Origin of the sequence: Pseudomonas mohnii (assembly GCF_900105115.1) — a bacterium.
GTDB classification, from domain to species: domain Bacteria; phylum Pseudomonadota; class Gammaproteobacteria; order Pseudomonadales; family Pseudomonadaceae; genus Aquipseudomonas; species Aquipseudomonas mohnii.
This window is the reverse complement of sequence record NZ_FNRV01000001.1, coordinates 1,511,009-1,534,127: the sequence shown is the minus strand read 5'-3', so window position 1 is coordinate 1,534,127 and position 23,119 is coordinate 1,511,009. Positions and strand designations below refer to the sequence as shown.

The 23,119-nt window shown below is 61.5% G+C and carries 16 protein-coding genes; 5 read left to right on the top strand and 11 right to left on the bottom strand.

Features of this window, described 5'->3' with window-relative positions:
* Positions 1–66 precede the first annotated feature (66 nt).
* The 4 genes from BLV61_RS07175 to BLV61_RS07160 all read right to left on the bottom strand — a co-directional run bounded on the left by BLV61_RS07175 (position 67) and on the right by BLV61_RS07160 (position 5,022).
* A complete protein-coding gene (locus BLV61_RS07175; protein WP_090463852.1) occupies positions 67–1,734 on the bottom strand; it encodes a bifunctional protein-serine/threonine kinase/phosphatase in 1,668 nt (555 codons plus the stop codon).
* A 7-nt stretch (positions 1,735–1,741) separates the two neighbouring features.
* Positions 1,742–2,953 carry a nitrate/nitrite transporter gene (locus tag BLV61_RS07170; RefSeq protein WP_090463849.1) on the bottom strand — a complete coding sequence of 404 codons (1,212 nt, stop codon included), beginning with the start codon at positions 2,951–2,953 and terminating at the stop codon, positions 1,742–1,744.
* A gap of 266 nt (positions 2,954–3,219) precedes the next feature.
* Positions 3,220–3,795 carry an ANTAR domain-containing response regulator gene (locus BLV61_RS07165; protein WP_090463846.1) on the bottom strand — a complete coding sequence of 192 codons (576 nt, stop codon included), beginning with the start codon at positions 3,793–3,795 and terminating at the stop codon, positions 3,220–3,222.
* A 15-nt stretch (positions 3,796–3,810) separates the two neighbouring features.
* Positions 3,811–5,022 carry a CmpA/NrtA family ABC transporter substrate-binding protein gene (locus BLV61_RS07160; RefSeq protein ID WP_090463844.1) on the bottom strand — a complete coding sequence of 404 codons (1,212 nt, stop codon included), beginning with the start codon at positions 5,020–5,022 and terminating at the stop codon, positions 3,811–3,813.
* Between the two features lie 229 nt (positions 5,023–5,251).
* Here BLV61_RS07160 and BLV61_RS07155 point away from each other — a divergent pair, with 229 nt between their 5' ends.
* Positions 5,252–6,271, top strand: a complete 1,020-nt coding sequence (locus tag BLV61_RS07155) for a quinone-dependent dihydroorotate dehydrogenase (RefSeq protein ID WP_047531475.1) — start codon at positions 5,252–5,254, stop codon at positions 6,269–6,271.
* Positions 6,272–6,445: 174 nt separating this feature from the next.
* Here the strand turns inward: BLV61_RS07155 and rmf are convergent, their stop codons facing one another.
* Positions 6,446–6,661 carry a ribosome modulation factor gene (gene rmf / locus BLV61_RS07150; protein WP_003223300.1) on the bottom strand — a complete coding sequence of 72 codons (216 nt, stop codon included), beginning with the start codon at positions 6,659–6,661 and terminating at the stop codon, positions 6,446–6,448.
* Between the two features lie 530 nt (positions 6,662–7,191).
* On the opposite strand from rmf, the gene rlmKL reads away from it, so the two are divergent.
* Positions 7,192–9,462, top strand: a complete 2,271-nt coding sequence (gene rlmKL, locus BLV61_RS07145; protein ID WP_090463841.1) for a bifunctional 23S rRNA (guanine(2069)-N(7))-methyltransferase RlmK/23S rRNA (guanine(2445)-N(2))-methyltransferase RlmL — start codon at positions 7,192–7,194, stop codon at positions 9,460–9,462.
* Positions 9,463–9,603: 141 nt separating this feature from the next.
* Positions 9,604–12,015: a sensor domain-containing diguanylate cyclase gene (locus BLV61_RS07140; protein ID WP_090463838.1), complete on the top strand. Its 2,412-nt coding sequence runs from the start codon at positions 9,604–9,606 to the stop codon at positions 12,013–12,015.
* 195 nt (positions 12,016–12,210) lie between these two features.
* On the opposite strand, the gene dacB is transcribed toward BLV61_RS07140, so the two are convergent.
* Entirely contained in the window at positions 12,211–13,671 is a 1,461-nt protein-coding gene (gene dacB / locus BLV61_RS07130; protein ID WP_047531469.1) for a D-alanyl-D-alanine carboxypeptidase/D-alanyl-D-alanine endopeptidase, read from the bottom strand.
* A gap of 233 nt (positions 13,672–13,904) precedes the next feature.
* On the opposite strand from dacB, the gene BLV61_RS07125 reads away from it, so the two are divergent.
* Positions 13,905–14,249, top strand: coding sequence for a YggL family protein (locus BLV61_RS07125; protein WP_007896965.1), 345 nt, complete (start codon positions 13,905–13,907; stop codon positions 14,247–14,249).
* Between the two features lie 112 nt (positions 14,250–14,361).
* On the opposite strand, the gene BLV61_RS07120 is transcribed toward BLV61_RS07125, so the two are convergent.
* Positions 14,362–15,555, bottom strand: a complete 1,194-nt coding sequence (locus tag BLV61_RS07120; RefSeq protein ID WP_090463830.1) for a benzoate/H(+) symporter BenE family transporter — start codon at positions 15,553–15,555, stop codon at positions 14,362–14,364.
* A 295-nt stretch (positions 15,556–15,850) separates the two neighbouring features.
* On the opposite strand from BLV61_RS07120, the gene BLV61_RS07115 reads away from it, so the two are divergent.
* A complete protein-coding gene (locus BLV61_RS07115; protein WP_047531465.1) occupies positions 15,851–16,615 on the top strand; it encodes a GntR family transcriptional regulator in 765 nt (254 codons plus the stop codon).
* A 157-nt stretch (positions 16,616–16,772) separates the two neighbouring features.
* Here BLV61_RS07115 and guaD read toward each other — a convergent pair whose 3' ends face one another.
* The 4 genes from guaD to xdhA form a co-directional block, all read right to left on the bottom strand.
* Positions 16,773–18,077, bottom strand: a complete 1,305-nt coding sequence (guaD, locus tag BLV61_RS07110) for a guanine deaminase (protein ID WP_090463826.1) — start codon at positions 18,075–18,077, stop codon at positions 16,773–16,775.
* A 25-nt stretch (positions 18,078–18,102) separates the two neighbouring features.
* Entirely contained in the window at positions 18,103–18,960 is an 858-nt protein-coding gene (gene xdhC, locus BLV61_RS07105) for a xanthine dehydrogenase accessory protein XdhC (protein WP_047531461.1), read from the bottom strand.
* A gap of 117 nt (positions 18,961–19,077) precedes the next feature.
* Positions 19,078–21,477: a xanthine dehydrogenase molybdopterin binding subunit gene (gene xdhB, locus BLV61_RS07100; RefSeq protein ID WP_090463823.1), complete on the bottom strand. Its 2,400-nt coding sequence runs from the start codon at positions 21,475–21,477 to the stop codon at positions 19,078–19,080.
* Positions 21,470–22,924: a xanthine dehydrogenase small subunit gene (gene xdhA, locus BLV61_RS07095; RefSeq protein WP_090463820.1), complete on the bottom strand. Its 1,455-nt coding sequence runs from the start codon at positions 22,922–22,924 to the stop codon at positions 21,470–21,472. The genes xdhB and xdhA overlap by 8 nt, the downstream gene beginning before the upstream one ends.
* Positions 22,925–23,119 lie beyond the last annotated feature (195 nt).

Genomic DNA, 23,119 nt, shown 5'->3' with positions numbered 1-23,119 from the left:
GGTGTCTGCAGGCGTTCGCCATCCGGGGGCGGCGCTTTGTTGCACCGATTCAACGCGCGGCGCCCACTAATGGAGCGCCAACACCAGCAGCACCAGATTCGCCACCAGCGACATCAGCGCCAGGGTCCGCCACACCTTCAACGGCTCGCGCTCCAGTAACGGTTTGGGGCGCACGCTCAAACTGCGTCGCTCGCCCTGTTCCATCAGCAATAACCACTCTTCCGCCGTTTCAAAGCGTTGATCCGGATCCGCCGCTACCGCGCGTTCCAGGGTTTGCATCAGCCATTCCGGGAGGTCGGGGCGATAGCGGCTGGCATTCACCGGAACGCCGAACCGTGGGCGTTGGAACGCTTCGATTTCGCCGTAGGGAAAATGCCCGGTGAGCAGGACATACAGGGTCACGCCGACCGAGTACAAATCCTGTTGCGCGCTCGGCGGGTCGCCGCGAAACGCTTCCGGCGCAATGTAGCTGGGGGTTCCGGGCAGGACAGAGGGCTCGTCGAGGGACAGGCCAGGGCAATAGGCGAGCCCGAAATCGAGCAGCCGCAACTCGCCGTCGTCACCCAGCAGCAGGTTATCCGGTTTGATATCGCGGTGCAGAATCTGCCGCCGATGCAGCATGCCCACCGCCCGCAACAGGCGTTCAGCCAGGTCTTGCCATTGGGCCAGCGGCAACGGCCCGACGCGCTCATGCAACTGCGCCAGGGTCGATCCCGAATATTCGCGCATCACGTAGTACAAATGCTGACGCTGACTGGCGGCATGGACTTCAGGGAAATGCCGCCCGGCTACACGCTTGAGAAACCATTCTTCCGACAACAACGCTTGCCCGGCCGGATGATCGTCGCGCAGGTGAGCGGGCAGGGTTTTCAGCAGCCAGGCCTGTCGCTGACTGTCACGCACGCGATAAAGCAGGGATTGCTGGCTCTGGCCGACGATCCCTTCGACTTGCCAGCCCTCGAAATCCTGGCCCGGTTTCAGTGCCGGTGGCAGTGGCCATTGCTGCAGTTGAATCAACGCATCGCCGATGCTGGTTTCACCGAGGGCATCGACCCGGACCAGCAAGGCGCTGGCATTGTCTTGGCTGCCGGCCAGGTGCGCGGCATTGACCAGGGTGTGTGCGGCGCTGTGCAGATCCGGTTGGTCCCGCAGAATCGCGGCAATGGCCGTGTCACCCAAGACCGCCCAGACCCCGTCGCTGAGCAGCACAAAGCTTTCATCGAGGCGCAATTCGCCGTCGAGGAAGTCCAGCACCAGGTGCTGATCGAGCCCCATCGCTCGTTTGAGCACATGCTGCATGCCCGGTTGGTCCCAGACGTGATCCTCGCTGATGCGCTGCAACTGATCGTCATGCCAGCGATACACTCGGCAGTCGCCCACATGGGCCAGGGTGAAACGCCGACCGCGCATGACCAATGCGCTGACCGTGGTCAGCAGGGGTTGTCCACCGCCGTTGGCCTGCAGCCAGCGGTTCTGCGCCAGCAGCAGGCGATCCAGTGCCTGGGCGACGCCCCAGGTTTCCGGGGTGGCGTAGTAATCCAGTGCCAGTGCCTGCAGGGTGGAACGAGCGGCCAGCCCACCGTCGGCGCACTGGCTGACACCGTCGGCGATGGCGAACAGGTAACCCTTGCTCGCCGCCAGCGCCGGGGCCGGTGTGACCAGCCGCAACGCATCCTGGTTTTCTTCGCGCGGGCCGATGGCGCTGGCTTCGGCGAAACTCAGTTGCAGGCTCATCGCCGGCTCAGACCCGTGCAGCGGTCACGGCAGCCGAACCCCAGGTGGTTCTCCAGCGACGTTTCACCCCGTGCAGGCCGAACCAGGCGAGGACGCCGAGGCTGGCGAACAACCACAGTGCCATTTGGTAGCTGCCGGTGCTTTGCTTGATCGCACCCATGCCCGCCGCCAGGGCAAAACCGCCGATGCCGCCGGCCATGCCGATCAGGCCGGTCATCACGCCGATTTCGCGACGAAAACGCTGCGGCACCAACTGGAACACGGCGCCATTGCCCGCACCAAGGCCGAGCATGGTGCAGACGAAAAGTGCCAGCGCAGCGTAGGAACTCGGCAGGTTGAATCCGACGGCAGCAATGCAGATCGCGGCCACGGTGTACATCGCCAGCAGGGTGCGGATGCCGCCGAAACGGTCCGCCAGGGCACCGCCCAAGGGGCGCATCAGGCTGCCGCCGAACACGCAGGCGGCGGTGTAGTAGCCGGCCGTCACCGGGCTCAGGCTGTATTGATCGTTGAAATAGCCGGGCAGGGCGCTGGCCAGGCCAATGAAGCCACCGAAGGTCACGCTGTAGAAAAACATGAACCACCAGCTGTCGCGATCGCCCAAGGCCTTGAAGTAGTCGGCCGTCGACTTGGCTTTCGGCCGTTCAGGCGCGTTTTTGGCCAGCCAGGCGAAAACGATCAACGACAGGATCAGTGGTATGAGGGCAAAGCCGAACACGTTGCTCCAGCCATACGCAGCCGCCAGAACCGGCGCAATCAGCGCGGCGAACACCGTGCCCGAGTTACCGGCGCCGGCGATCCCCATGGCCTTGCCCTGATGCTGCGGCGGATACCATTGCGACGCCAGAGGCAGGGCCACGGCGAACGACGCACCGGCCATACCGAGGAACAAGCCCAGGACCAGGGCCTGCTCGTAGCTGTGGATGCCCAGCTTCCAGGCACCGAACAGCGCACAGATAACGATCACCTGGCCAATCAGGCCAGCGGTTTTCGGCGACAGGCGATCAGCCAGCATGCCCATCATGAACCGCAGTACCGCGCCGGCCAGAATAGGCGTGGCCACCACCAGCCCCCGCTGTTGTGTGGTCAGGTGCAGGTCGGCGGCGATTTGCACGGCCAGTGGGCCAAGCAGGTACCAGACCATGAAGCTCAGATCGAAATAGAGGAAGGCCGCGAACAGGGTCGGGGTATGGCCGGATTTCCAGAAGCTTGAATTCATCGCGCACCTCAGCTGATAGGAGTCTCGAACGGGAGTCATGCAGGTGGGGCGCCTTGAGGGCTGCACCACCAGCCCCGGGCAATGGGGCCAAAACAAAAAAACGCCGCCACCTGATTTGCCATGGGGCAAATGAGGTGAGCGACGTCTTTGTCGTAGGTGGGGCAACCGCCGTTGGTTACCTGTGGAGATTACTTAGCGAGATCTGTGCCAATACTGTGAAACCGAGTGAAGGCCATCGCGAGCAAGCTCGCTCCCACAGAAGCGCTTCAGCCGAGCAGTTCACTCATGGCGATGATCTGCTCCGCCACCTGAATCAGTTTCTGTTGGCGGCTCATGGCCTGGCGGCGCATCAAGGTGTAGGCCTCTTCTTCGTTGCAGTCCTTCATTTTCATCAGTAACCCTTTGGCCAACTCGATGCGCTTGCGCTCGGCGAGCTGCTGGTCGCGGGCGTGCAGTTGCGCGCGCAGGGCCTGGTCGCTTTCGAAGCGCGCCATGGCCACGTCGAGAATCGGCTGCAAGCGCTGAGCGTGAATGCCTTCGACGATGTAGGCACTGACCCCGGACTTGATCGCCTGGCGCATCACATCCGGGTCGTGTTCGTCGGTGAACATCACAATCGGTCGTGGTTGGTCGCGACTGACCAGCACCACTTGCTCCATCACATCGCGGCCCGGTGACTCGGTATCGATCAGAATCACATCCGGACGCACCGTTTCGACGCGCCCGGGCAGGTCGATGATCAATCCTGATTCGTCGATTACCTCGAAGCCGGCCTCGGTCAGTGCCGCCTTCAGGCGTCCGACTTTTTTTGCGGTGTCGTTGATCAGCAGAATACGCAACATGTTCGCAGTCTCCTGTCAGCGGCTGGCTAATCGATGCGAGCTATTGCTCATGGCGTGCAGCTTGAAACTGCGGGCATAACCGGCAGGGTCCGAGCCGTCCCAGACCTTGCCGTCGATCAACTGGCTGCTGCGCATCTCATTGCCCAGTGCGGCGACGCCGACGGCGCAGGCGGCCTCACGATACAAGTCCAGTTGTTGCACCTGGCGGGCCACCGCCAGGTAATCCGGATCGTCGCGCAACAGGCCCCAGCGACGGAACTGGGTCATGAACCACATGCCATCGGACAGGTACGGCAGATTGACCTCGCCCCCACCGTGGAAGCGCAGGGCGTGCGGATCCTGCCAGCGATTGCCGAGACCGTCGTCGTAGTCGCCCAGCAAACGCGGCTCGATGCATTCGAGCGGCGCATCGAGGTATTGCGCGGCACTGAGCAATTGCGCGGTGCTGCGACGATTTTCAGTGCTTTCTTCGATAAAACGACTCGCCTGCAGAATCGCCATCACCAGTGCGCGGGCGGTGTTCGGGTATTGCTCGACGAACGCGCGGGTGCAGCCCAGGACTTTTTCCGGGTGATCGGGCCAGATGGTCTGGGTGGTCGCCATGGTGAATCCGAGGTTCTGTTGCACCGCGCTGGCCGACCAGGGCTCGCCGACGCAGAAACCGTCGATGCGTCCCGCTTGCAGGTGCGCGACCATTTGCGGCGGCGGCACCACGACGCTGTCGACGTCCTGCAACGGGTGAATGCCCTGGCTGGCGAGCCAGTAATACAGCCACATGGCGTGGGTGCCGGTGGGGAAGGTCTGGGCGAAGGTGAGTTTTGGGCGAAGTTGGTGCACGTGCCGGTCCAGTGCTTCAGGACTGGTCACACCCAGCGCTTGCAGGCCGTGGGAGAGGTTGATGCTCTGGCCGTTCTGGTTCAGCCCCATCAGCACGGCCATGTCCGTTGGCGCTATGCCGCCGATGCCCAGGTGCACGGCGTAGATCAGGCCGTAGAGGCTGTGGGCGGCGTCGAGTTCACCGCTGACCAGTTTGTCCCGCAGGTTGGCCCAGGATGACTGGCGCTTGAGGTTCAAGGTCAGGCCGTAAGGCTGGGCGAAGCCCTGGGTGGCGGCGACCACGACTGAGGCGCAGTCGCTCAGGGCCATGAAGCCGAGGTTGATTTCGGACTTTTCCGGGGCATCGCTGCCATTGACCCAGGCCAGCGGGCCGGCTGATGGTTCGTTCATCGCGTCTTCACCTTGCAAAAAAAAGCGCCGTCCCGCGTCCTTGCACGCGCAAGGCCGGATGACGACGCCATTGTCCTGGCACTCATCCCGCCGTTGGCATGAGTGCTGATGACAGGATCGGTGCAAGGCATATGCCATCGTCCGTTGATTGAATCGCGCGCCTCGCCTGCGGGCCGCTTGCCCGGCTATAATCGCTGCCACTTTTCATAGCCCAGAGTCAAACCCGCCCATGTACACCCTGGCCCGTCAGCTGTTGTTCAAACTTTCCCCGGAAACCTCCCACGATCTGTCCTTGGACCTGATCGGCGCGGGCGGGCGTCTGGGGCTCAACGGCTTGTTGTGCAAGGCCCCGGCGAAGGTGCCGGTGACGGTCATGGGCCTGGACTTCCCGAACCCGGTGGGACTGGCGGCCGGTCTGGACAAGAACGGCGCGGCCATCGACGGCTTTGCGCAGCTGGGTTTTGGCTTTGTCGAAATCGGCACCGTCACCCCGCGTCCACAACCGGGTAACCCGAAGCCACGCCTGTTCCGCCTGCCGGAAGCCGAGGCGATCATCAATCGCATGGGCTTCAACAACCTTGGCGTCGATCACCTGCTGGCCCGCGTTGCTGCGTCCAAGTACAAAGGTGTGCTGGGCATCAACATCGGCAAGAACTTCGATACTCCGGTCGAGCGCGCGGTCGACGATTACCTGATTTGCCTGGACAAGGTTTACGCCCATGCCAGCTATGTGACGGTCAACGTCAGCTCGCCGAACACGCCGGGGCTGCGCAGCCTGCAATTCGGTGACTCGCTCAAGCAACTGCTGGCCGACCTGGCCACGCGTCGCGCGGAACTGGCGCTGCGCCACGGCAAACACGTGCCCCTGGCGATCAAGATCGCGCCGGACATGAGCGACGAAGAAACCGTGCAGGTCGCGCAAGCGTTGATCGATACCGGGATGGACGCGGTCATCGCCACCAACACCACCCTGAGCCGCGTGGGCGTCGAAGGCATGGAGCATGGTGACGAGGCGGGCGGTCTGTCCGGCGCACCGGTTCGCGACAAGAGCACCCACACCGTGACAGTACTCGCGGCAGAGCTGGGTGGTCGGTTACCGATCATCGCCGCGGGCGGCATCACCGAAGGCAAGCACGCGGCGGAGAAAATCACCGCAGGGGCGAGCCTGGTGCAGATTTACTCGGGCTTCATCTATAAAGGGCCGGCACTGATTCGTGAGTCGGTAGACGCCATCGCAGCCCTGCGTTGATCCTTGTGGCGAAGGGGCAGCCCCCTCGCCACATGGGTATGCCGATGAGTTTTGGACAGGCATAAAAAAGGGCTCCTCGAAGGAGCCCCTGGGCCGGAGCCCGCCGTCCGGATGGGACGTGCGTGGTTAATTCGTTACGTAATCAGATTGTCGTGTCGGAGTGTGTGCCCTGTATTAGCCGACGGCGTGAAGTTCGTTGAGTCTATGGATTCCCGCAGTGCCGGTCATACCGTCCCAGTTGTCGCCGCGTCCTTCTCGCCAGCCGTTGATCCAGGCTTGGCGTACCGACGGTAGAGTAAATGGGCAAAGCTCACGGGATTTGCCACCAACGCCATATTGATATCCGCGCAAAAACGCTCTTTCCAACGGATCACGCTTAAGTCTTCTCATAGGGTGTTGCCCTCACTTGTTGACTGTTTTCATCGCGTCGACCTCAATCGAGGTCAGGCAGAAAAACTCTGCCGTTGGGGGCTCGCTGCCGGCGTGGCGAGCCAAGGTGTTGGCGTCGTTGCGGCGCCAACCTGAGTTGAGTTCTAACCAATGCGTCACATCGAGGGAATGATCGTTTTGTCATAAGGACGTAACGATAAAGATGCTATGGCCATAAGTAACACGATGTTCGTCGCGTATTTATTGATCAAAGCCCTGTATGATCGGCCCCCCGCAGGATGCCGGGGTTAGACTTTTGGTGAGAATGTCTCGCGTTGCAGTGCGGGATTATTCGACGAAGGGTCGACTTATGACATTTTGTTGCATCAACTTTTTTATCTGTCCTTGCATCTAAGCTCATTTAACCCGAGCAGCAGGGGTGGAACGGCACACCTTCGTGCCACGCGGGCGCTCTTCGAGAAAAGCGCCTGATTGAAAACCGGGCCGGCAATGCGTTGCCGGCTCACTCAGCTAAAGGCTCTGGAACTCCCATGTCCGATCGTTTCGAACTCTTCCTCACTTGCCCCAAAGGCCTCGAAGGCCTGCTCATCGAGGAAGCCGTCGGGCTTGGCCTTGAGGACGCTCGTGAGCACACCTCTGCCGTGCGCGGCATGGCCACCATGGAAACCGCTTATCGCCTGTGCCTGTGGTCGCGCCTGGCGAACCGCGTGCTGCTGGTGCTCAAGCGCTTCCCGATGAAGGACGCCGAAGACCTCTATCACGGCGTGCTCGATATCGAGTGGCAAGACCACATGCTCAACGACGGCACCCTGGCCGTCGAGTTCAGCGGTCACGGCTCGGGCATCGACAACACTCACTTCGGTGCCTTGAAGGTCAAGGACGCCATCGTCGACAAACTGCGCACTCCGCAGGGTGATCGCCCGTCCATCGACAAGCTCAACCCGGACCTGCGCATCCACCTGCGCCTGGACCGTGGCGAAGCGATCCTTTCCCTCGACCTGTCCGGCCACAGCCTGCACCAGCGCGGCTACCGCCTGCAGCAGGGCGCGGCGCCGCTGAAGGAAAACCTCGCGGCCGCCATCCTGATCCGTTCCGGCTGGCCACGCATTGCGGCCGAAGGCGGCGCGTTGGCGGACCCGATGTGCGGTGTCGGCACATTCCTCGTCGAAGCTGCAATGATCGCCGCCGACATGGCGCCGAACCTGCGCCGCGAGCAGTGGGGCTTCACCGCGTGGCTCGGTCACGTGCCGGCGCTGTGGAAAAAACTCCATGAAGAAGCCGTCGAGCGTGCCGCGGCTGGTCTGGCCAAGCCACCGCTGTGGATTCGCGGTTATGAAGCCGACCCGCGTCTGATTCAGCCGGGCCGCAACAACGTCGAGCGTGCCGGCCTGAGCGAGTGGATCAAGATCTACCAGGGCGAAGTGGCGACCTTCGAGCCGCGCCCGGACCAGAACCAGAAAGGCCTGGTGATCTGCAACCCACCGTACGGCGAGCGTCTGGGCGACGAGGCGAGCCTGCTCTACCTCTACCAGAACCTCGGCGAACGCCTGCGTCAGGCCTGCCTGAACTGGGAAGCGGCGGTGTTCACCGGCGCGCCGGACCTGGGCAAGCGCATGGGCATCCGCAGCCACAAGCAGTATTCGTTCAGGAACGGCGCCTTGCCATGCAAACTGCTGCTGATCAAGGTGCTGCCGGACCAGTTCGTCACCGGCGAGCGCCGCACTCCGGAACAGCGTCAGGCCGAGCGTGAGCAAGCGGTCTACGATCAGGCGCCAAGCGAGCCGCAAGAGCGCAAGTACAACAAAAACGGCAATCCGATCAAACCGGCTCCGGCACCTGCGCCGGTGATCGAGCAGCCGCGCCTGAGCGAAGGCGGGCAGATGTTTGCCAACCGCCTGCAAAAAAATCTCAAGGCGCTGGGCAAGTGGGTCAAGCGTGAGGGCATCGATTGCTACCGCGTCTACGATGCCGACATGCCGGAATACTCCATGGCCATCGACCTGTATCACGATTGGGTCCACGTTCAGGAATACGCCGCGCCGAAATCCATCGACCCGGAAAAGGCGTCGGCGCGCATGTTCGATGCCCTGGCGGCGATTCCGCAGGCCTTGAACATCGACAAGAGTCGCGTGGTGGTCAAGCGTCGCGAGCGTCAGAGCGGCACCAAACAGTACGAACGTCAGGCTGCGCAGGGCAAGTTCGTCGAGGTCAATGAAGGCGGCGTGAAGCTGCTGGTGAACCTGACCGATTACCTCGACACCGGCCTGTTCCTCGATCACCGGCCGATGCGCATGCGTATTCAGAAAGAGGCCGCCGGCAAGCGCTTCCTCAACCTGTTCTGCTACACCGCGACGGCCAGTGTTCATGCGGCCAAGGGCGGCGCGCGCAGCACCACCAGCGTCGACCTGTCGAAAACCTACCTGGACTGGGCGCGCCGCAACCTGTCGCTGAACGGTTTTTCCGACAAGAACCGCCTGGAGCAGGGCGATGTGATGGCCTGGCTGGAAAATGCTCGCGAAGAGTACGACCTGATCTTCATCGATCCGCCGACCTTCTCCAACTCCAAGCGCATGGAAGGGATCTTCGATGTGCAACGTGACCAGGTGCAGTTGATTGACCTGGCCATGGCACGTCTGGCGGCAGGCGGGGTGCTGTACTTCTCCAACAACTTCCGCAAGTTCGAGCTGGAACCCAACCTGAGCGAGCGTTATGCGGTCGAGGAAATCACCGCCCAGACCATCGATCCGGATTTTGCCCGTAACGGCAAGATCCATCGTGCCTGGAAAATCACGGCCCGCTGACACCTGGAGGATTGGATCCACAGAGCCTTGATTTTTAAAGGCTCTTGGATTCCTTCCGCACTGGTCAAATTAGTGGCTAATAGCTATAACTCCTCTCACGGCCAAAGGGCTTTCCTGCACCTGGCGTTTTGAGTTGCGTTTATGTCGTTGCACGCCGTGCGCCCAAAGATCCTGGGTTTTATCAGCGAAGACGTTTCGGCCTGGCTGGTCGCGCTGCTGGTATTGCTCGTCGGCGGGGTCCTCACCGGGTTGCTCGCCTGGTCGACCCTGAACCTGTTTCACCATCAACTGCGGCAACGTTTCCAACTGCTGGCCAGTGAGCGTTACAGCCGTATCGAAGAACGCTTTGAAGATCAGGAACAGCGCCTCGATGGCCTGCGCCGGTTCTTTGCCAATTCCGATGCAATCTCCCGTGAAGAATTCAACGGCTATACACAGCCTCTGTTACGCCGTACCCAAGCCTATTCGTTCGCCGAACGCATCAGTGGCGATCAGCGGGCGGCGTTCGAGCGTCGGGTGCGGGATGAGGGCCTGACGAATTTCACAGTGCGCGAGCTCACCGCCGACGGCCAACTGCAACTGGCCGGCGAGCGTGATGAGTACGTGCCGGTACTGTACAGCCAGACACAAAGCAAACTTGGGGCGCCGCTTGGCTACGACTTGCTGGCCCAGCCCTTGCGGCGCGCGACCCTGGAACGGGCCGACCAGCATCGGGGCATGGCGGTGTCGCAACCGATGCATCTGGTCAGTATCGAGCCGGCTTATGCGCGGGGCGTGCTGCTGGTCGCGCCTGTCATGTCGCGCGATGACCCCGATGCAGCGAAGAACAAGCCCTTTGGTTATGTCATGGCGGTGATCAGCATGCGCCAGTTGCTGGCCGACGGGTTGCCAGAGGCCGGGCGTGACTATCTCTCGGTGCGCATTCTCGACTTATCCACAGACGATCAGCACGAAGTGCTGTTTGAGTCACCCAATGCACCGGCCGTCAGTGAATTGTCGTCGACTCGCCTGGTGCGCCTGGCTGATCATGATTATCAGGTCGATATCCAGCCCAGCGAGGCCTTCCTGCAGGCCAACCATTCGTCGGTGACCTCGTTGGTGGTGCTCGGCGGTTTGCTCAGTGTGTTGCTCAGTGCCTTGCTTTATGTGCTGGTCAGTCAACGTCAGCGGGCGTTGAAGCTGGTCGATCAGCGGACCGAGGAACTGCGCGCTCGCGAGCAGGAATTACGCGGCACCCACGGCCAGCTGCGCGGCGTGTTGAATGCCGCGACCCAGGTAGCGATCATCGCCACGGACTTGCGTGGGGTCATCAGCACCTTCAATGCCGGCGCCGAACAGATACTCGGCTACCGCGCTGCCGAAGTGGTGGGGCACATGACCCTGGAAAACCTGCACCTGCCCCGCGAGCTCGCTGCACGTTCGGCAGAGTTGAGCGCGCGTTATGGCAAACCGGTGCCGACCTGCCAGGCGATGCTGGTCGAGGGCAGCGTGGAAGGCAGTGTGGAGGGTGGCCATGAAGGGCGGGAATGGACGCTGGTGCGTGGCGATGGCAGCTATTTGATGGTCAACATGCTGGCGACCCCGGTGCTCGACGAGCAGGGTTTGTGGGTCGGGCACCTGGCCATTTGCATCGACATCACTGAACGCAAACGCGTGCATGAGGCGCTGGCCGCTCGGGACTTGCTGTTGAAGAAACTCAGCGCCCATGTCCCCGGCGGGATCTACCAGTTCAAGATGGAGTTCGACGGACGCTTCAGTGTGATTTACGCCAGCGACGGTATCCGCGAGATCTACGAGCTGGATCCGGACGTTCTGTTGCTCAACGCCGAAGCGATGTTCACGCGGATTCACCCCCAGGACACCACTCGGGTTCGTGCTTCGATCCGCGCCTCTGCCGATACCCTCAGCCCCTGGCGTGAAGAGTACCGGGTGCAGCTTCCCCACCGTGGTCTGCGCTGGGTGCGCGGCGAGGCGACCCCGGAGGAGCTGCCTGGCGGTGGCGTACTCTGGCATGGCTATATCTCGGACATTTCCGATTTGAAACGGGTGGAAGAGGAGCTTCGGGCGTTGTCGGTCACCGACTCCCTGACCGGTATCCACAACCGCCGCTATTTCCAGGAACGCCTGACCAGCGAGATGGCCCGGGTCGAACGCGGCAGTGGAGAACTTTCGGTGATCATGCTCGACATCGACCACTTCAAGCGCATCAATGACCAATATGGTCACGCGGTGGGCGACCGGGTATTGCAGGCCGTGTGCGAGCGCATCGGCCAGCGGCTGCGTCGCACGGATGTGTTCTGTCGACTGGGTGGCGAGGAGTTCATGGTGCTTTGCCCGGATATTGGCAGCGCACAGGCCTATTTGCTGGCGGTGGAGTTGTGGCAAAGCTTGCGCAGTGCACCGATTGATGGCGTGGGGGTCGTCACGGCGAGTTTCGGGATTGCCAGCTGGCGGGTGGGTGAGGGCGCGGATGCGCTGTTGCTGCGGGCGGACTCGGGGGTCTATGTGGCAAAGCTTGAAGGTCGGGATCGGGTTCAGGGCGAGGCGGACTGACCCAGGTCAGACGTAATCCCTGCAGGAGCGGGCCGGCTCCGGGCGGCGTTCCGACGATGGACTCAAGAGCGCCGCGTTTATCCAGGTCATCCGCGTTATCGTTAACGACCCTCGCCAGCAGGCTGGCTCCTACGGGGGGATGTAACGTCTTCCCTGTAGGAGCTAGCCCGCTCCGACACTGGTTTTGCAGTGTTCTTACAGAACCGAAGCGGTCTGCGCCAGTTTCGGCTGGCGGTACAGATCAAGCAGCACCTGATCGAGCACCGACGACGCACCGAACGGAGCCTTGTCGTTGAGGATCGCCACCACCGCCCAGGTATTGCCATTGATATCGCGGCTGAAGCCGGCGATCGCGCGCACCGTGTTCAGGGTGCCGGTCTTGACGTGGGCTTCACCGCGCATCGCGGTCGTTTTAAGGCGTTTGCGCATGGTGCCGTCGGTGCCGGCAATCGGCATCGAACTGATGTACTCGGCGGCGTAAGGGCTGTGCCAAGCGGCTTGCAGCATTGACGCCATTTCCCGGGCGCTGACCCGCTCGGCGCGGGACAGGCCGGAGCCGTTCTCCATCACCAGGTGCGGCGCGGTGATGCCTTTCCTCGCCAGCCACTGACGTACCACGCGCTGGGCAGCCTTGGCATCGTCGGCATCGGCGTCGGTGCGGAATTTCTGGCCCAGGCTCAGGAACAGCTGCTGAGCCATGGTGTTGTTACTGTATTTATTGATGTCGCGGATGATCTCCGCCAGGTCCGGCGAGAATGCCCGTGCCAGCACCTTGGCATCCTTAGGCGTTGGTGCCAGGACATCCCTGCCCTGAATGCTGCCACCCAGTTCTTTCCAGATCGCGCGCACGGCGCCAGCGGTGTAGGTCGCGTGATCGAGCAGCGACAGATAAGTCTGCGAGCTGCAGCCTTCGCCCAGTTGGCCACCCACGGTCACGGTCACGCTGCCATCGGCCTGGGGCACCGGGTTGTAGCGCACGCCGCCAGTGCATTGCTTGGAATTGATGGCCTTGACCTGATTGTCGATGCGGATGCTGGCAATTGGCGGTTCCACCGAAACCAGCACTTTGCCGGAGTCGTTGCGCGCGACGAATCGCAGGGCCTTGAGGTTGACCAGCAGCGCATCGGGTTTGACCAGGAACGGCTTGTTTTCGTCATTGCCGTCGTCGTTGAACTCTGGCAGTTGCGGTTGCACGAAAAAGTTCTTATCCAGTACCAGGTCGCCGGTGACCTGGGTGACGCCATTGGCGCGCAGGTCGCGCATCAGCAGCCAGAGTTTTTCCATGTTCAGCTTCGGATCGCCGCCACCCTTGAGGTAGAGGTTGCCATTGAGGATGCCGCCGCTGAGGGTGCCGTCAGTGTAGAACTCGGTTTTCCACTGATGGTTCGGGCCGAGCATTTCCAGGGCCGCATAGGTGGTGACCAGTTTCATGGTCGAGGCCGGGTTGACCGACACATCGGCGTTGAAAACGGTCGGGGTGCCGGGGCCGGTCAGTGGAATCATCACCAGCGACAGGGCGTTGTCCTGCAATTTGCTGGCCTTTAGGGCTTTTTCAACGTTGGGCGATAACGCGGTATTGATGGGATCAGCGGAAACGGGGAGGGCCAGGGGAAGGAGAAGGCCGGCCAGCAGTAATGGACGCAACGATTTGATCATTTGAAATAAAACCCTACAGCCGAGGGGAAAAGACGAGGGCATGAAGATAAATTCCCTCAGTGGTCATGAAAGTGTCGGCATTATGCCCCAAGGTGTCGTGGCTTGTGCCGTGCCTGACCCTTCTAATCCGCTATTTTTTTACCGGGCGGTAGGGCTGGCGCCGTTCAGAGGCGAGTAATCGGCCGCTTAAACTGCTAAAGTGCCGCCCGTTATTACTTAAGAGGATTGTTCCAATGGCGACTAACCGTTCCCAGCGTCTGCGCAAAAAACTGTGCGTCGATGAATTTCAAGAGCTGGGTTTCGAACTGAACCTGGATTTCAAAGAAGATTTGGCTGATGAAGCCATTGATGCTTTCCTCGACGCGTTCCTCAAAGAAGCCATGGAAGCCAACGGTCTGGGCTATGTTGGCGGCGACGACTTCGGTCTGGTATGCCTGCAGAAGCGTGGCTCGGTGTCCGAAGAGCAGCGTGCTGCTGTTGAAGCCTGGCTCAAGGGCCGCAGTGAACTGACCGAAGCGACTGTCAGCCCGCTGATCGACGTCTGGTACCCGGAAAAGCCGATCAATCCGGTAGCTTGATGTTCAGAAAAACGGCGACCCATGGGTCGCCGTTTTTTTTAAGAGTAAGCCTCGCCGCGGGGTGTCATGTTTCAAGCGTTATCGTTGACGACCATCGCGAGCAAGCTCGCTCCTACAGGGCTTTGCGCCAGTTCAGAATCATCAGCGTCACCACCCCCGCGACAATCCCCCAAAACGCCGAGCCAATGGAAAACAGCGTCAGCCCCGATGCCGTGACCATGAAGGTGATCAGCGCCGCTTCCCGTTCCTTTACCTCACTCATGGCGATGCTCAGACCATTGATGATCGAGCCGAACAACGCCAGCGCGGCAATCGACAGCACCAGTTCCTTGGGCAACGCCGCGAACAAGGCCGACAGCGTTGCGCCGAAAACGCCGGCGATCCCGTAGAAAACCCCGCACCACACCGCTGCCGTGTAGCGCTTGTTGCGATCCTCGTGGGCATGCGGTCCGGTGCAGATTGCTGCGCTGATGGCGGCCAGGTTGATCCCGTGGGAGCCGAAGGGCGCCAGCAGCAAGGAGGCGATGCCAGTGGTGGTGATCAGCGGTGAGGCCGGCACGGTGTAACCGTCGGCGCGCAGTACGGCGATGCCGGGCATGTTCTGCGAGGTCATTGCCACGACGAACAGCGGAATGCCGATGCTGATGGTCGCCGCCAGGGAAAAGTGTGGCGTGGTCCAGACCGGCGTGGCCACTTCCAGGTGAAAGCCGCTGAAGTCCAGCAGGCCCATGAACCCCGACAACGCTGTTCCGATCAGCAATGCTCCCAGCACGGCGTAGCGGGGTGACAGGCGCTTGACCACCAGGTAGGTCAAAAACATGCCCAGCACCAGTGCCGTGCGATGCTGCGCGGCGACGAAAATCTCGCTGCCGATCTTGAACAGAATCCCGGCCAGCAACGCGGCGGCCAACGACGCCGGGATCTTTTTCACCAGGCGCTCGAAGCTGCCGGTCAGCCCGCAAATCGTCACCAGTACCGCGCAGGTTATGTAGGCACCAATGGCTTCGCCATAGCTCACGCCGCCAAGGCTGGTGATCAGCAACGCTGCCCCGGGGGTCGACCAGGCGATGGTAATCGGCGTGCGATAGCGCAGGGACAGACCGATGGAGCACACCGCCATGCCGATGGAAATCGCCCAGATCCACGACGAAATTTGCCCGCTGGTCAGGCCGGCCGCTTGCCCGGCCTGGAACATCAGCACCAGGGAGCTGGTATAGCCGGTCATCATGGCGATGAAACCGGCGACGATGGCCGAAGGTGATGTATCGGCCCATGGGCGCAGTTGCGTGTGCGTGGCGTCGTTCATGACGGTGGTGTTCCCTGTTCTGATAAAGATGTCCGCCACGCCACAATGCCCTTGTGGGAGCCAGCAGGCTCGCTCCCACAAGGGAATTGTGCAAAAGGCGGATTCTGCGATTAAGCCTAAACTCAAACGTAACCAATCGTTGCAATACAGCGGAAGCAACAAACAGCCATACAGTCGTGTTGCCACTATCCATTGTGTACAATCACAGTGTTTTTTACGCGATACTTGCCAGCGACCCACTGTGCCGTATTACAGTCACGGTCAATTCGCCGCAGTTCTCCCGACTCGAGTGCCCATGAACGAACAGTTGCAGCCCCTCAAGAAACAACCGCGAGCAGGCAAAGCCGGCCGCAGCGGTACCCAGGACGATATTGTCTATGCGCATATCTTCGAGGCCATCCTCGAACAGCGTCTGGCGCCCGGCACCAAGTTGAGCGAAGAAGCGCTGGGGGAAATTTTCGGGGTCAGCCGCACCATCATTCGCCGTGCGTTGTCGCGCCTGGCTCATGAAGGTGTGGTGCTGCTGCGTCCGAATCGCGGCGCGGTGGTGGCCAGCCCGAGTGTCGAAGAGGCGCGCCAGGTGTTCATGGCCCGGCGTCTGGTCGAGCGCGCAATCACCGAACTGGCGGTGCAGCACGCCACTGCCGAGCAGATCGCCGAATTGCGTCAGATGGTCAACGACGAGCGCGACAGCTTCTCCCGTGGCGATCGCGGTGCGGGCATCCGCCTGTCGGGCGAATTCCACCTGAAACTGGCCGAAGCGGCGAAAAACGCACCATTGATCAGCTTCCAGCGCAGCCTGGTGTCCCAGACTTCGCTGATCATCGCCCAATACGAAAGCGGCAACCGTTCCCACTGCTCCTACGACGAGCACACCCAGTTGATCGACGCCATCGAGGCGCGCAACGGTGAGCTGGCGGTGGATCTGATGATGCATCACATGGATCACATCGACAGCAAGCTCAACCTTGACGAAGAAAGTGCGTCGGATGACTTGCACGCCGTGTTTTCGCATTTGTTGCAGACCAAGAAACCGGGACGTTCACCAGCGAAAATCTGAAAAACCGCGTCGCGCCTATCGCCAGCAGGCTGGCTCCCACAGGGTTTTGTGTTGAGTGCACATTTGTGGGGGCGAGCCTGCTCGCGAGAGCAATGTGACAGGCAACAAAAATCCCCCGGGCTGAAAGGCTGCGGGGGATTTTTTATGTCGGTGAAACCTAGCGCTGATGCACCAGATTCCCCGCCGCATACGTCTGCAGCACGGTCCGGTCATCCCCCAGGGTCATCAGCACGAACAACGTCTCGGCAATGTTGTTGGCCTGTTTCAGGCGATAGTCCAGCAATGGCGTGGCGTTGTAGTCCAGCACCAGGAAATCTGCGTCCGTGCCCGGCTTCAGGTTGCCGATCTTGTCTTCCAGGCGCAAGGCGCGGGCGCCGCCGAGGGTCGCCAGGTACAGTGACTTGAACGGGCTCAGACGCGCACCTTGCAGTTGCATGACCTTGTACGCTTCGTTCAGGGTTTGCAGCAGCGAGAAACTGGTGCCGCCGCCCACATCGGTGCCCAGGCCGACGTTCAGTTTGTGTTTCTCGGCCATCGGCAGGTTGAACAGGCCACTGCCCAGGAAGAAGTTCGACGTCGGGCAGAACGCAATCGCCGACCCGGTTTCGGCCAGTCGCGCGCACTCGTCGTCGCACAGGTGCACGCCGTGGGCAAACACCGAGCGCTCGCCCAGCAACTGGTAGTGATCGTAGACGTCCAGGTAGCCCTTGCGCTCCGGGAACAATTCCTTGACCCACTCGACTTCCTTGAGGTTTTCACTGATGTGGGTCTGCATGTACAGATCCGGGTACTCACTGAGCAACTGGCCGGCGAGGGTCAGTTGTTCCGGGGTGCTGGTCGGGGCGAAGCGCGGGGTCACCGCGTAGTGCAGGCGGCCCTTGCCGTGCCAGCGCTCGATCAGCGCCTTGCTTTCGACGTAGCTGGACTCGGCGGTGTCGGTCAGATAATCCGGGGCGTTGCGGTCCATCATGACCTTGCCGGCGATCATCCGCAGGTCCAGCTGTTCGGCGGCTTCGAAGAACGAGTTCACCGACTGCGGATGCACGCTGCCGAACACCAGCGCCGTGGTGGTGCCGTTGCGCAGCAGTTCCTTGATGAAGATGTCCGCGACCTGGTCAGCGTGGCCCTTGTCGGCGAACTGGCGTTCGCACGGGAAGGTGTAGGTATTGAGCCAGTCCAGCAGTTGCTCGCCGTAGGCGCCGACCATGCCGGTTTGCGGCAGGTGGATGTGGGTATCGATGAAGCCCGGGGTGATCAGCGCATCCTGGTAATGGGTGATCTCGATGTCTGCCGGCAGGGTCGGCAGCAGCTCACTGGCGTGACCCAGTGCACTGATTTTGCCGTTATCGACCACCAGCAGGCCATCCTCGAAATACTCGTAGGAGGCTTCGATCCCCACTTCAGCGGGGTCGGCGATACTGTGCAGAATGGCGGCGCGGTAGGCTTTGCGAGTCAGAGGCATGGTCATTCTCTATTTATGAAGCTCATCAGTTTGAGGCTTTCAGTTTTGTGGCCTGACTGCGGCGCGACACGGGCAGCAGTTTGGCAATCGGTTCGGCGCTGGCGGTCTGCTGGCCGAAATTGGCGTTATAGGTGGCGATGATTTCGCCGGCGATGGAGATGGCGATTTCCACTGGCAGCTTGCCTTTGACTTCGCCGATGCCCATCGGGCAGCGCATGCGTTGCACGACGCTGTTGTCGAATCCGCGGTCGCGCAGGCGATGTTCGAACTTCACGCGTTTGGTCTTCGAGCCGATCAGGCCGAAGTAAGCGAAGTCGTTGCGCTTGAGGATCGCGGCGGTGAGTTCCAGGTCGAGCTGGTGGTTGTGGGTCATGACGATGCAGTAGCAGCCAGCGGGCAGCTCGTCGATTTCGTCCACCGGTTCTTCACTGACGATCTTGCGCACGCCGTGGGGGATCTGTTGCGGGAACTCTTCCTCCCGCGAGTCGATCCAGCGCACCCGGCAGGGCAGGCTGGCTAGCAGCGGCACCAGTGCGCGGCCGACGTGGCCGGCGCCGAACACGGCGATTTGCGCCTGGACCTGGCCCATCGGTTCGAACAGCAATACGGTGGCGCCGCCGCAGCACTGGCCCAGGCTGGCGCCGAGGCTGAAGCGCTCCAGATGGGTGTCCTGCTTGCCGCTGGCGAGCATCTCGCGGGCGATTTGCATGGCCTTGTATTCCAGGTGCCCGCCACCAATGGTGTCGAACGTCTGGCGGGCGCTGATGACCATCTTCGAGCCGGCATTGCGTGGCGTCGAGCCGAGCTCTTCGATGATGGTCACCAACACGCAGGGTTCACCGCGGTTTTGCAGGTCGGCGAGGGCGTCGATCCAGTTGTACATGTCTCACCTCAACATCTCTGTTGTCTGTTCCGGCCTCATCGCCAGCAGGCTGGCTCCCACATTGGAATGCATTCCCCTGTGGGAGCCAGCCTGCTGGCGATTGGCAGCGCCTCGGTATCAGAGCGAAGCCATCTCGGCTTCAGCCTCGACAGCCTTCGCCATCTTCAGCTGGCGCATCTGTTCACAGCCCCACAACACGCGCTCCGGGGTGGCCGGTGCGTCGATCTTCGGTTGGTGCTTGTAGTCGCCCAGGCTGGCCACGGCGTCCTTGATTGCACACCATGCGGCGATACCGAGCATGAAGGGCGGCTCGCCCACGGCCTTGGAGTGGAACACCGTGTCTTCCGGGTTCTTGCGGTTCTCCACCAGCTTTACCCGCAGGTCCAGAGGCATGTCCGCCACGGCCGGGATCTTGTAGCTGGCCGGGCCGTTGGTCATCAGCTTGCCTTTGTTGTTCCAGACCAGCTCTTCCATGGTCAGCCAGCCCATGCCCTGGATGAAGCCGCCCTCGACCTGACCGATGTCGATGGCCGGGTTCAGCGAGGCGCCGACGTCGTGCAGGATGTCGGTGCGCAACATCTTGTATTCGCCGGTCAGGGTGTCGACCAGCACTTCGCAGCACGCCGCGCCGAAGGCGAAGTAATAGAACGGACGACCACGGGCCTGGCTGCGGTCGTAGTAGATTTTCGGTGTCTTGTAGAACCCGGTACTCGACAGCGACACCTGGGCGAAATACGCCTGCTGGATCAGTGCCTCGAAGGTCAGGATGTGATCGCGAACCCGCACGTGGCCGTTGTGGAATTCCACGTCTGCTTCGCTGACCTTGTATTGCCGCGCAGCGAATTCCACCAGGCGCTGCTTGATGGTTTCGGCGGCGTTCTGTGCAGCCTTGCCGTTCAGGTCGGCGCCACTGGAGGCGGCGGTTGGCGAGGTGTTTGGCACTTTGTCGGTGTTGGTCGCGGTGATCTGCACGCGGTCCATTTCCACCTGGAACACTTCGGCCACGACCTGCGCGACTTTGGTGTTCAGGCCCTGGCCCATCTCGGTGCCGCCGTGGTTGAGGTGGATGCTGCCGTCGGTGAAGACGTGCACCAAGGCCCCTGCCTGGTTGAGGAAGCTGGCGGTGAAGGAAATGCCGAATTTCACCGGGGTCAGCGCCAGGCCTTTTTTCAGGATCGGGCTGTTGGCGTTGTAGCGACGGATCGCTTCGCGGCGCTCGGCGTACTGGCTGCTTTCTTCCAGTTCGGCGGTCATTTCCTCGAGCATGTTGTGCTCGACCGTCTGGTAGTAGTGGGTGACGTTGCGCTCGGTCTTGCCGTAGTAGTTGGCCTTGCGCACGGCCAGCGGATCGAGGGCCAGATGACGGGCGATGGCGTCCATCACTTCTTCAATGGCGACCATGCCTTGCGGGCCGCCGAAACCACGGTAGGCGGTGTTCGACGCGGTGTTGGTCTTGCAGCGGTGACCGTTTATGGTCGCGTCGCCCAGGTAATACGAGTTGTCCGAGTGGAACATCGCGCGGTCGACAATCGAGGCCGACAGGTCCGGCGAGCAACCGCAGTTGCCGGCCAGTTCCAGGGCGATGCCGTGCAGGCGGCCGGTGCTGTCGAAGCCGACGTCGTACTCGACGTAGAACGGGTGCCGCTTGCCGGTCATCAGCATGTCTTCGACGCGTGGCAGACGCATCTTGGTGGGCTGTCCGGTCAGGTGCGCGATCACCGCGCACAGGCACGCCGGGCTCGCCGCCTGGGTTTCCTTGCCACCGAAACCGCCACCCATGCGGCGCATGTCGACGACGATTTTGTTCATCGACACATCCAGCACTTCGGCCACCAGTTTCTGCACCTCGGTGGGGTTCTGGGTCGAGCAGTAGACGATCATGCCGCCGTCTTCAGTCGGCATCACCGAAGAAATCTGGGTTTCCAGGTAGAAGTGTTCCTGGCCGCCGATGTGCAGCGTGCCCTGGATGCGATGTTCAGCGGTGGCCAGTGCGCCTGCTGAATCGCCGCGTTGATGGGTGTGACTGTCGAGCACGAAGTGGCGCTTGCGCAGGGCTTCGACCACATCCAGCACTGGCTCGAGATCTTCGTATTCAATGATCGCTGCCATCGCCGCCTTGCGCGCGGTTTCCAGGTCTTTGGCGGCAACCGCGACCACCGGTTGACCGACGAACTGCACCGTATCGATCGCCAGCAGCGGGTCGCCCGGCAACAGCGGGCCGATGTCTTTCAGGCCCGGCACGTCTTCATGGGTGATGGCGATGCGCACGCCTTCGAAGGCGTAGCAGGGCGCGGTGTCGATGCGGATGATTTTTGCGTGGGCACGGTCCGACAGGCGGGCGTACACGTGCAACTGGTTCGGAAATTCCAGGCGATCGTCAATGTACTGCGCTTCACCGGACACATGCTTGGCGGCGCTGTCATGCTTGACGCTGCGGCCGACACCGGTGGTCAGGTCCTTGGCGAACAGTTCAGCCAGTTCGGCCTGGGTCTTCTCTACGGCGTGATGATTAGACATAAGCGGTCACCCGAGTCTCGATGTGCGGTGTTTGCAGTTCGATGAAGTATTTGCGCAGCAGGTTCTGCGCGCTGAGCAGGCGATATTCCTTGCTGGCGCGGAAGTCCGAGAGCGGTGTGAAGTCTTCGGCCAGGGCCGCGCAGGCGCGTTCGACCGTGGCGTTATTGAAAGGCGCACCCAGCAGCGCCGCTTCGCACGCGGCGGCACGTTTCGGGATGGCTGCCATGCCGCCGAAGGCCACGCGGGCCTCGGCGACCATGCCGTTTTCCAGGCGAATGTTGAAGGCGGCGCACACCGCCGAGATGTCATCGTCCAGGCGCTTGGAGACTTTGTAGGCGCGGAACAGCTGTTCGACGCTGGCGCGAGGCACGATGATCTTCTCGATGAACTCGCTTTCCTGGCGCGCCGTGACGCGGTAATCGATGAAGTAATCTTCCAGGGCCAGGGTGCGGCGGGTTTCGCCTTTGCACAGGACGATTTGTGCGCCGAGGGCGATCAGCAGCGGAGGCGAGTCGCCGATGGGCGAGGCGTTGCCGATGTTGCCGCCGAGGGTGCCCTGGTTGCGGATCTGCAAGGAGGCAAAACGCTGCAGCAATTCGCCGAAGTCCGGGTACTCGGCTTTCAAGGCGTCGTAGCAGTCGGAGAGGGCCGTGGCGGCACCGATTTCCAGGCGATCTTCGAAGCGCTCGATGCGTTTCATTTCGGCGACGTTGCCAACGTAAATCATCACCGGCAGCGTGCGGTGGAACTGGGTGACTTCCAGCGCCAGGTCCGTGCCGCCGGCCAGCAGGCGGGCCTGTGGATAAGCATCGTAGAGGTCGGCCAGGTCGGCCACCGTCAGCGGCACCAGGCAACGTTTGTCGCCACTGTTGAGTTCGCCGATATCGGTCGGGGCAATGGCTTTGAGGCGGGCAATGGTTTCGGCTTCACGGGCATCGAACTGGTCGGGCTGTTTACCGCAGCAGGACTGTTGGGCCGCTTCCAGAATCGGCCGATAGCCGGTGCAGCGGCAGAGGTTGCCGGCCAGGGCTTCGTGGGCTTTATGGGCGTCGGGTTCGGTGCTGTTCTTTTGCAGGGCGAACAGCGACATGACGAAGCCAGGCGTGCAAAAACCGCACTGCGAACCGTGGCACTCGACCATGGCTTTCTGCACGCTGTGCAGCTCGCCTTTGTGCTTGAGGTCTTCGACGCTGATCAATTGCTTGCCGTGCAGGGACGACACGAAGGTCAGGCACGAATTAAGGCTGCGATAGCGAATGTGTTCGCGGCCCTCGTCATCCGTTTGCAACTCGCCGACCACCACGGTGCAGGCGCCGCAGTCACCGCTGGCGCAGCCTTCTTTGGTGCCGGGTTTGCCCACATGGTCGCGCAGATAGTTGAGCACGGTCAGGTTCGGGTCCAGGGCGTGCTCGCTACGGAGTTCCTGGTTTAGTAAAAACTGGATCACGGAAGGCCTCGCAGACTCATTATTGTTGTTAACCGACTTGAACCGAATTTAGCAGGTCTGACTTTTCGGTCAATGATTTTCTGACTTAAAGGTCAGGAAAATGCACTTTGTCGATCGACAACCGGTTTCTTCATTATTGACCCTCGCGGGATAGCCTGCTTTTTGCTCGAATCGTGCCAAAAACCACCAGGCGGG

Bases quoted from the DNA above. Each gene is read 5' to 3' on its own strand.
- BLV61_RS07175 (WP_090463852.1), bottom strand. From the start codon at position 1,734: ATGAGCCTGCAACTGAGTTTCGCCGAAGCCAGCGCCATCGGCCCGCGC.
- rmf (WP_003223300.1), bottom strand. From the start codon at position 6,661: ATGAGAAGACTTAAGCGTGATCCGTTGGAAAGAGCGTTTTTGCGCGGA.
- rlmKL (WP_090463841.1), top strand. From the start codon at position 7,192: ATGTCCGATCGTTTCGAACTCTTCCTCACTTGCCCCAAAGGCCTCGAA.
- BLV61_RS07165 (WP_090463846.1), bottom strand. From the start codon at position 3,795: ATGTTGCGTATTCTGCTGATCAACGACACCGCAAAAAAAGTCGGACGC.
- BLV61_RS07155 (WP_047531475.1), top strand. From the start codon at position 5,252: ATGTACACCCTGGCCCGTCAGCTGTTGTTCAAACTTTCCCCGGAAACC.
- BLV61_RS07170 (WP_090463849.1), bottom strand. From the start codon at position 2,953: ATGAATTCAAGCTTCTGGAAATCCGGCCATACCCCGACCCTGTTCGCG.
- BLV61_RS07140 (WP_090463838.1), top strand. From the start codon at position 9,604: ATGTCGTTGCACGCCGTGCGCCCAAAGATCCTGGGTTTTATCAGCGAA.
- BLV61_RS07115 (WP_047531465.1), top strand. From the start codon at position 15,851: ATGAACGAACAGTTGCAGCCCCTCAAGAAACAACCGCGAGCAGGCAAA.
- BLV61_RS07160 (WP_090463844.1), bottom strand. From the start codon at position 5,022: ATGAACGAACCATCAGCCGGCCCGCTGGCCTGGGTCAATGGCAGCGAT.
- BLV61_RS07120 (WP_090463830.1), bottom strand. From the start codon at position 15,555: ATGAACGACGCCACGCACACGCAACTGCGCCCATGGGCCGATACATCA.
- BLV61_RS07125 (WP_007896965.1), top strand. From the start codon at position 13,905: ATGGCGACTAACCGTTCCCAGCGTCTGCGCAAAAAACTGTGCGTCGAT.
- dacB (WP_047531469.1), bottom strand. From the start codon at position 13,671: ATGATCAAATCGTTGCGTCCATTACTGCTGGCCGGCCTTCTCCTTCCC.
- xdhB (WP_090463823.1), bottom strand. From the start codon at position 21,477: ATGTCTAATCATCACGCCGTAGAGAAGACCCAGGCCGAACTGGCTGAA.
- xdhC (WP_047531461.1), bottom strand. From the start codon at position 18,960: ATGTACAACTGGATCGACGCCCTCGCCGACCTGCAAAACCGCGGTGAA.
- guaD (WP_090463826.1), bottom strand. From the start codon at position 18,077: ATGCCTCTGACTCGCAAAGCCTACCGCGCCGCCATTCTGCACAGTATC.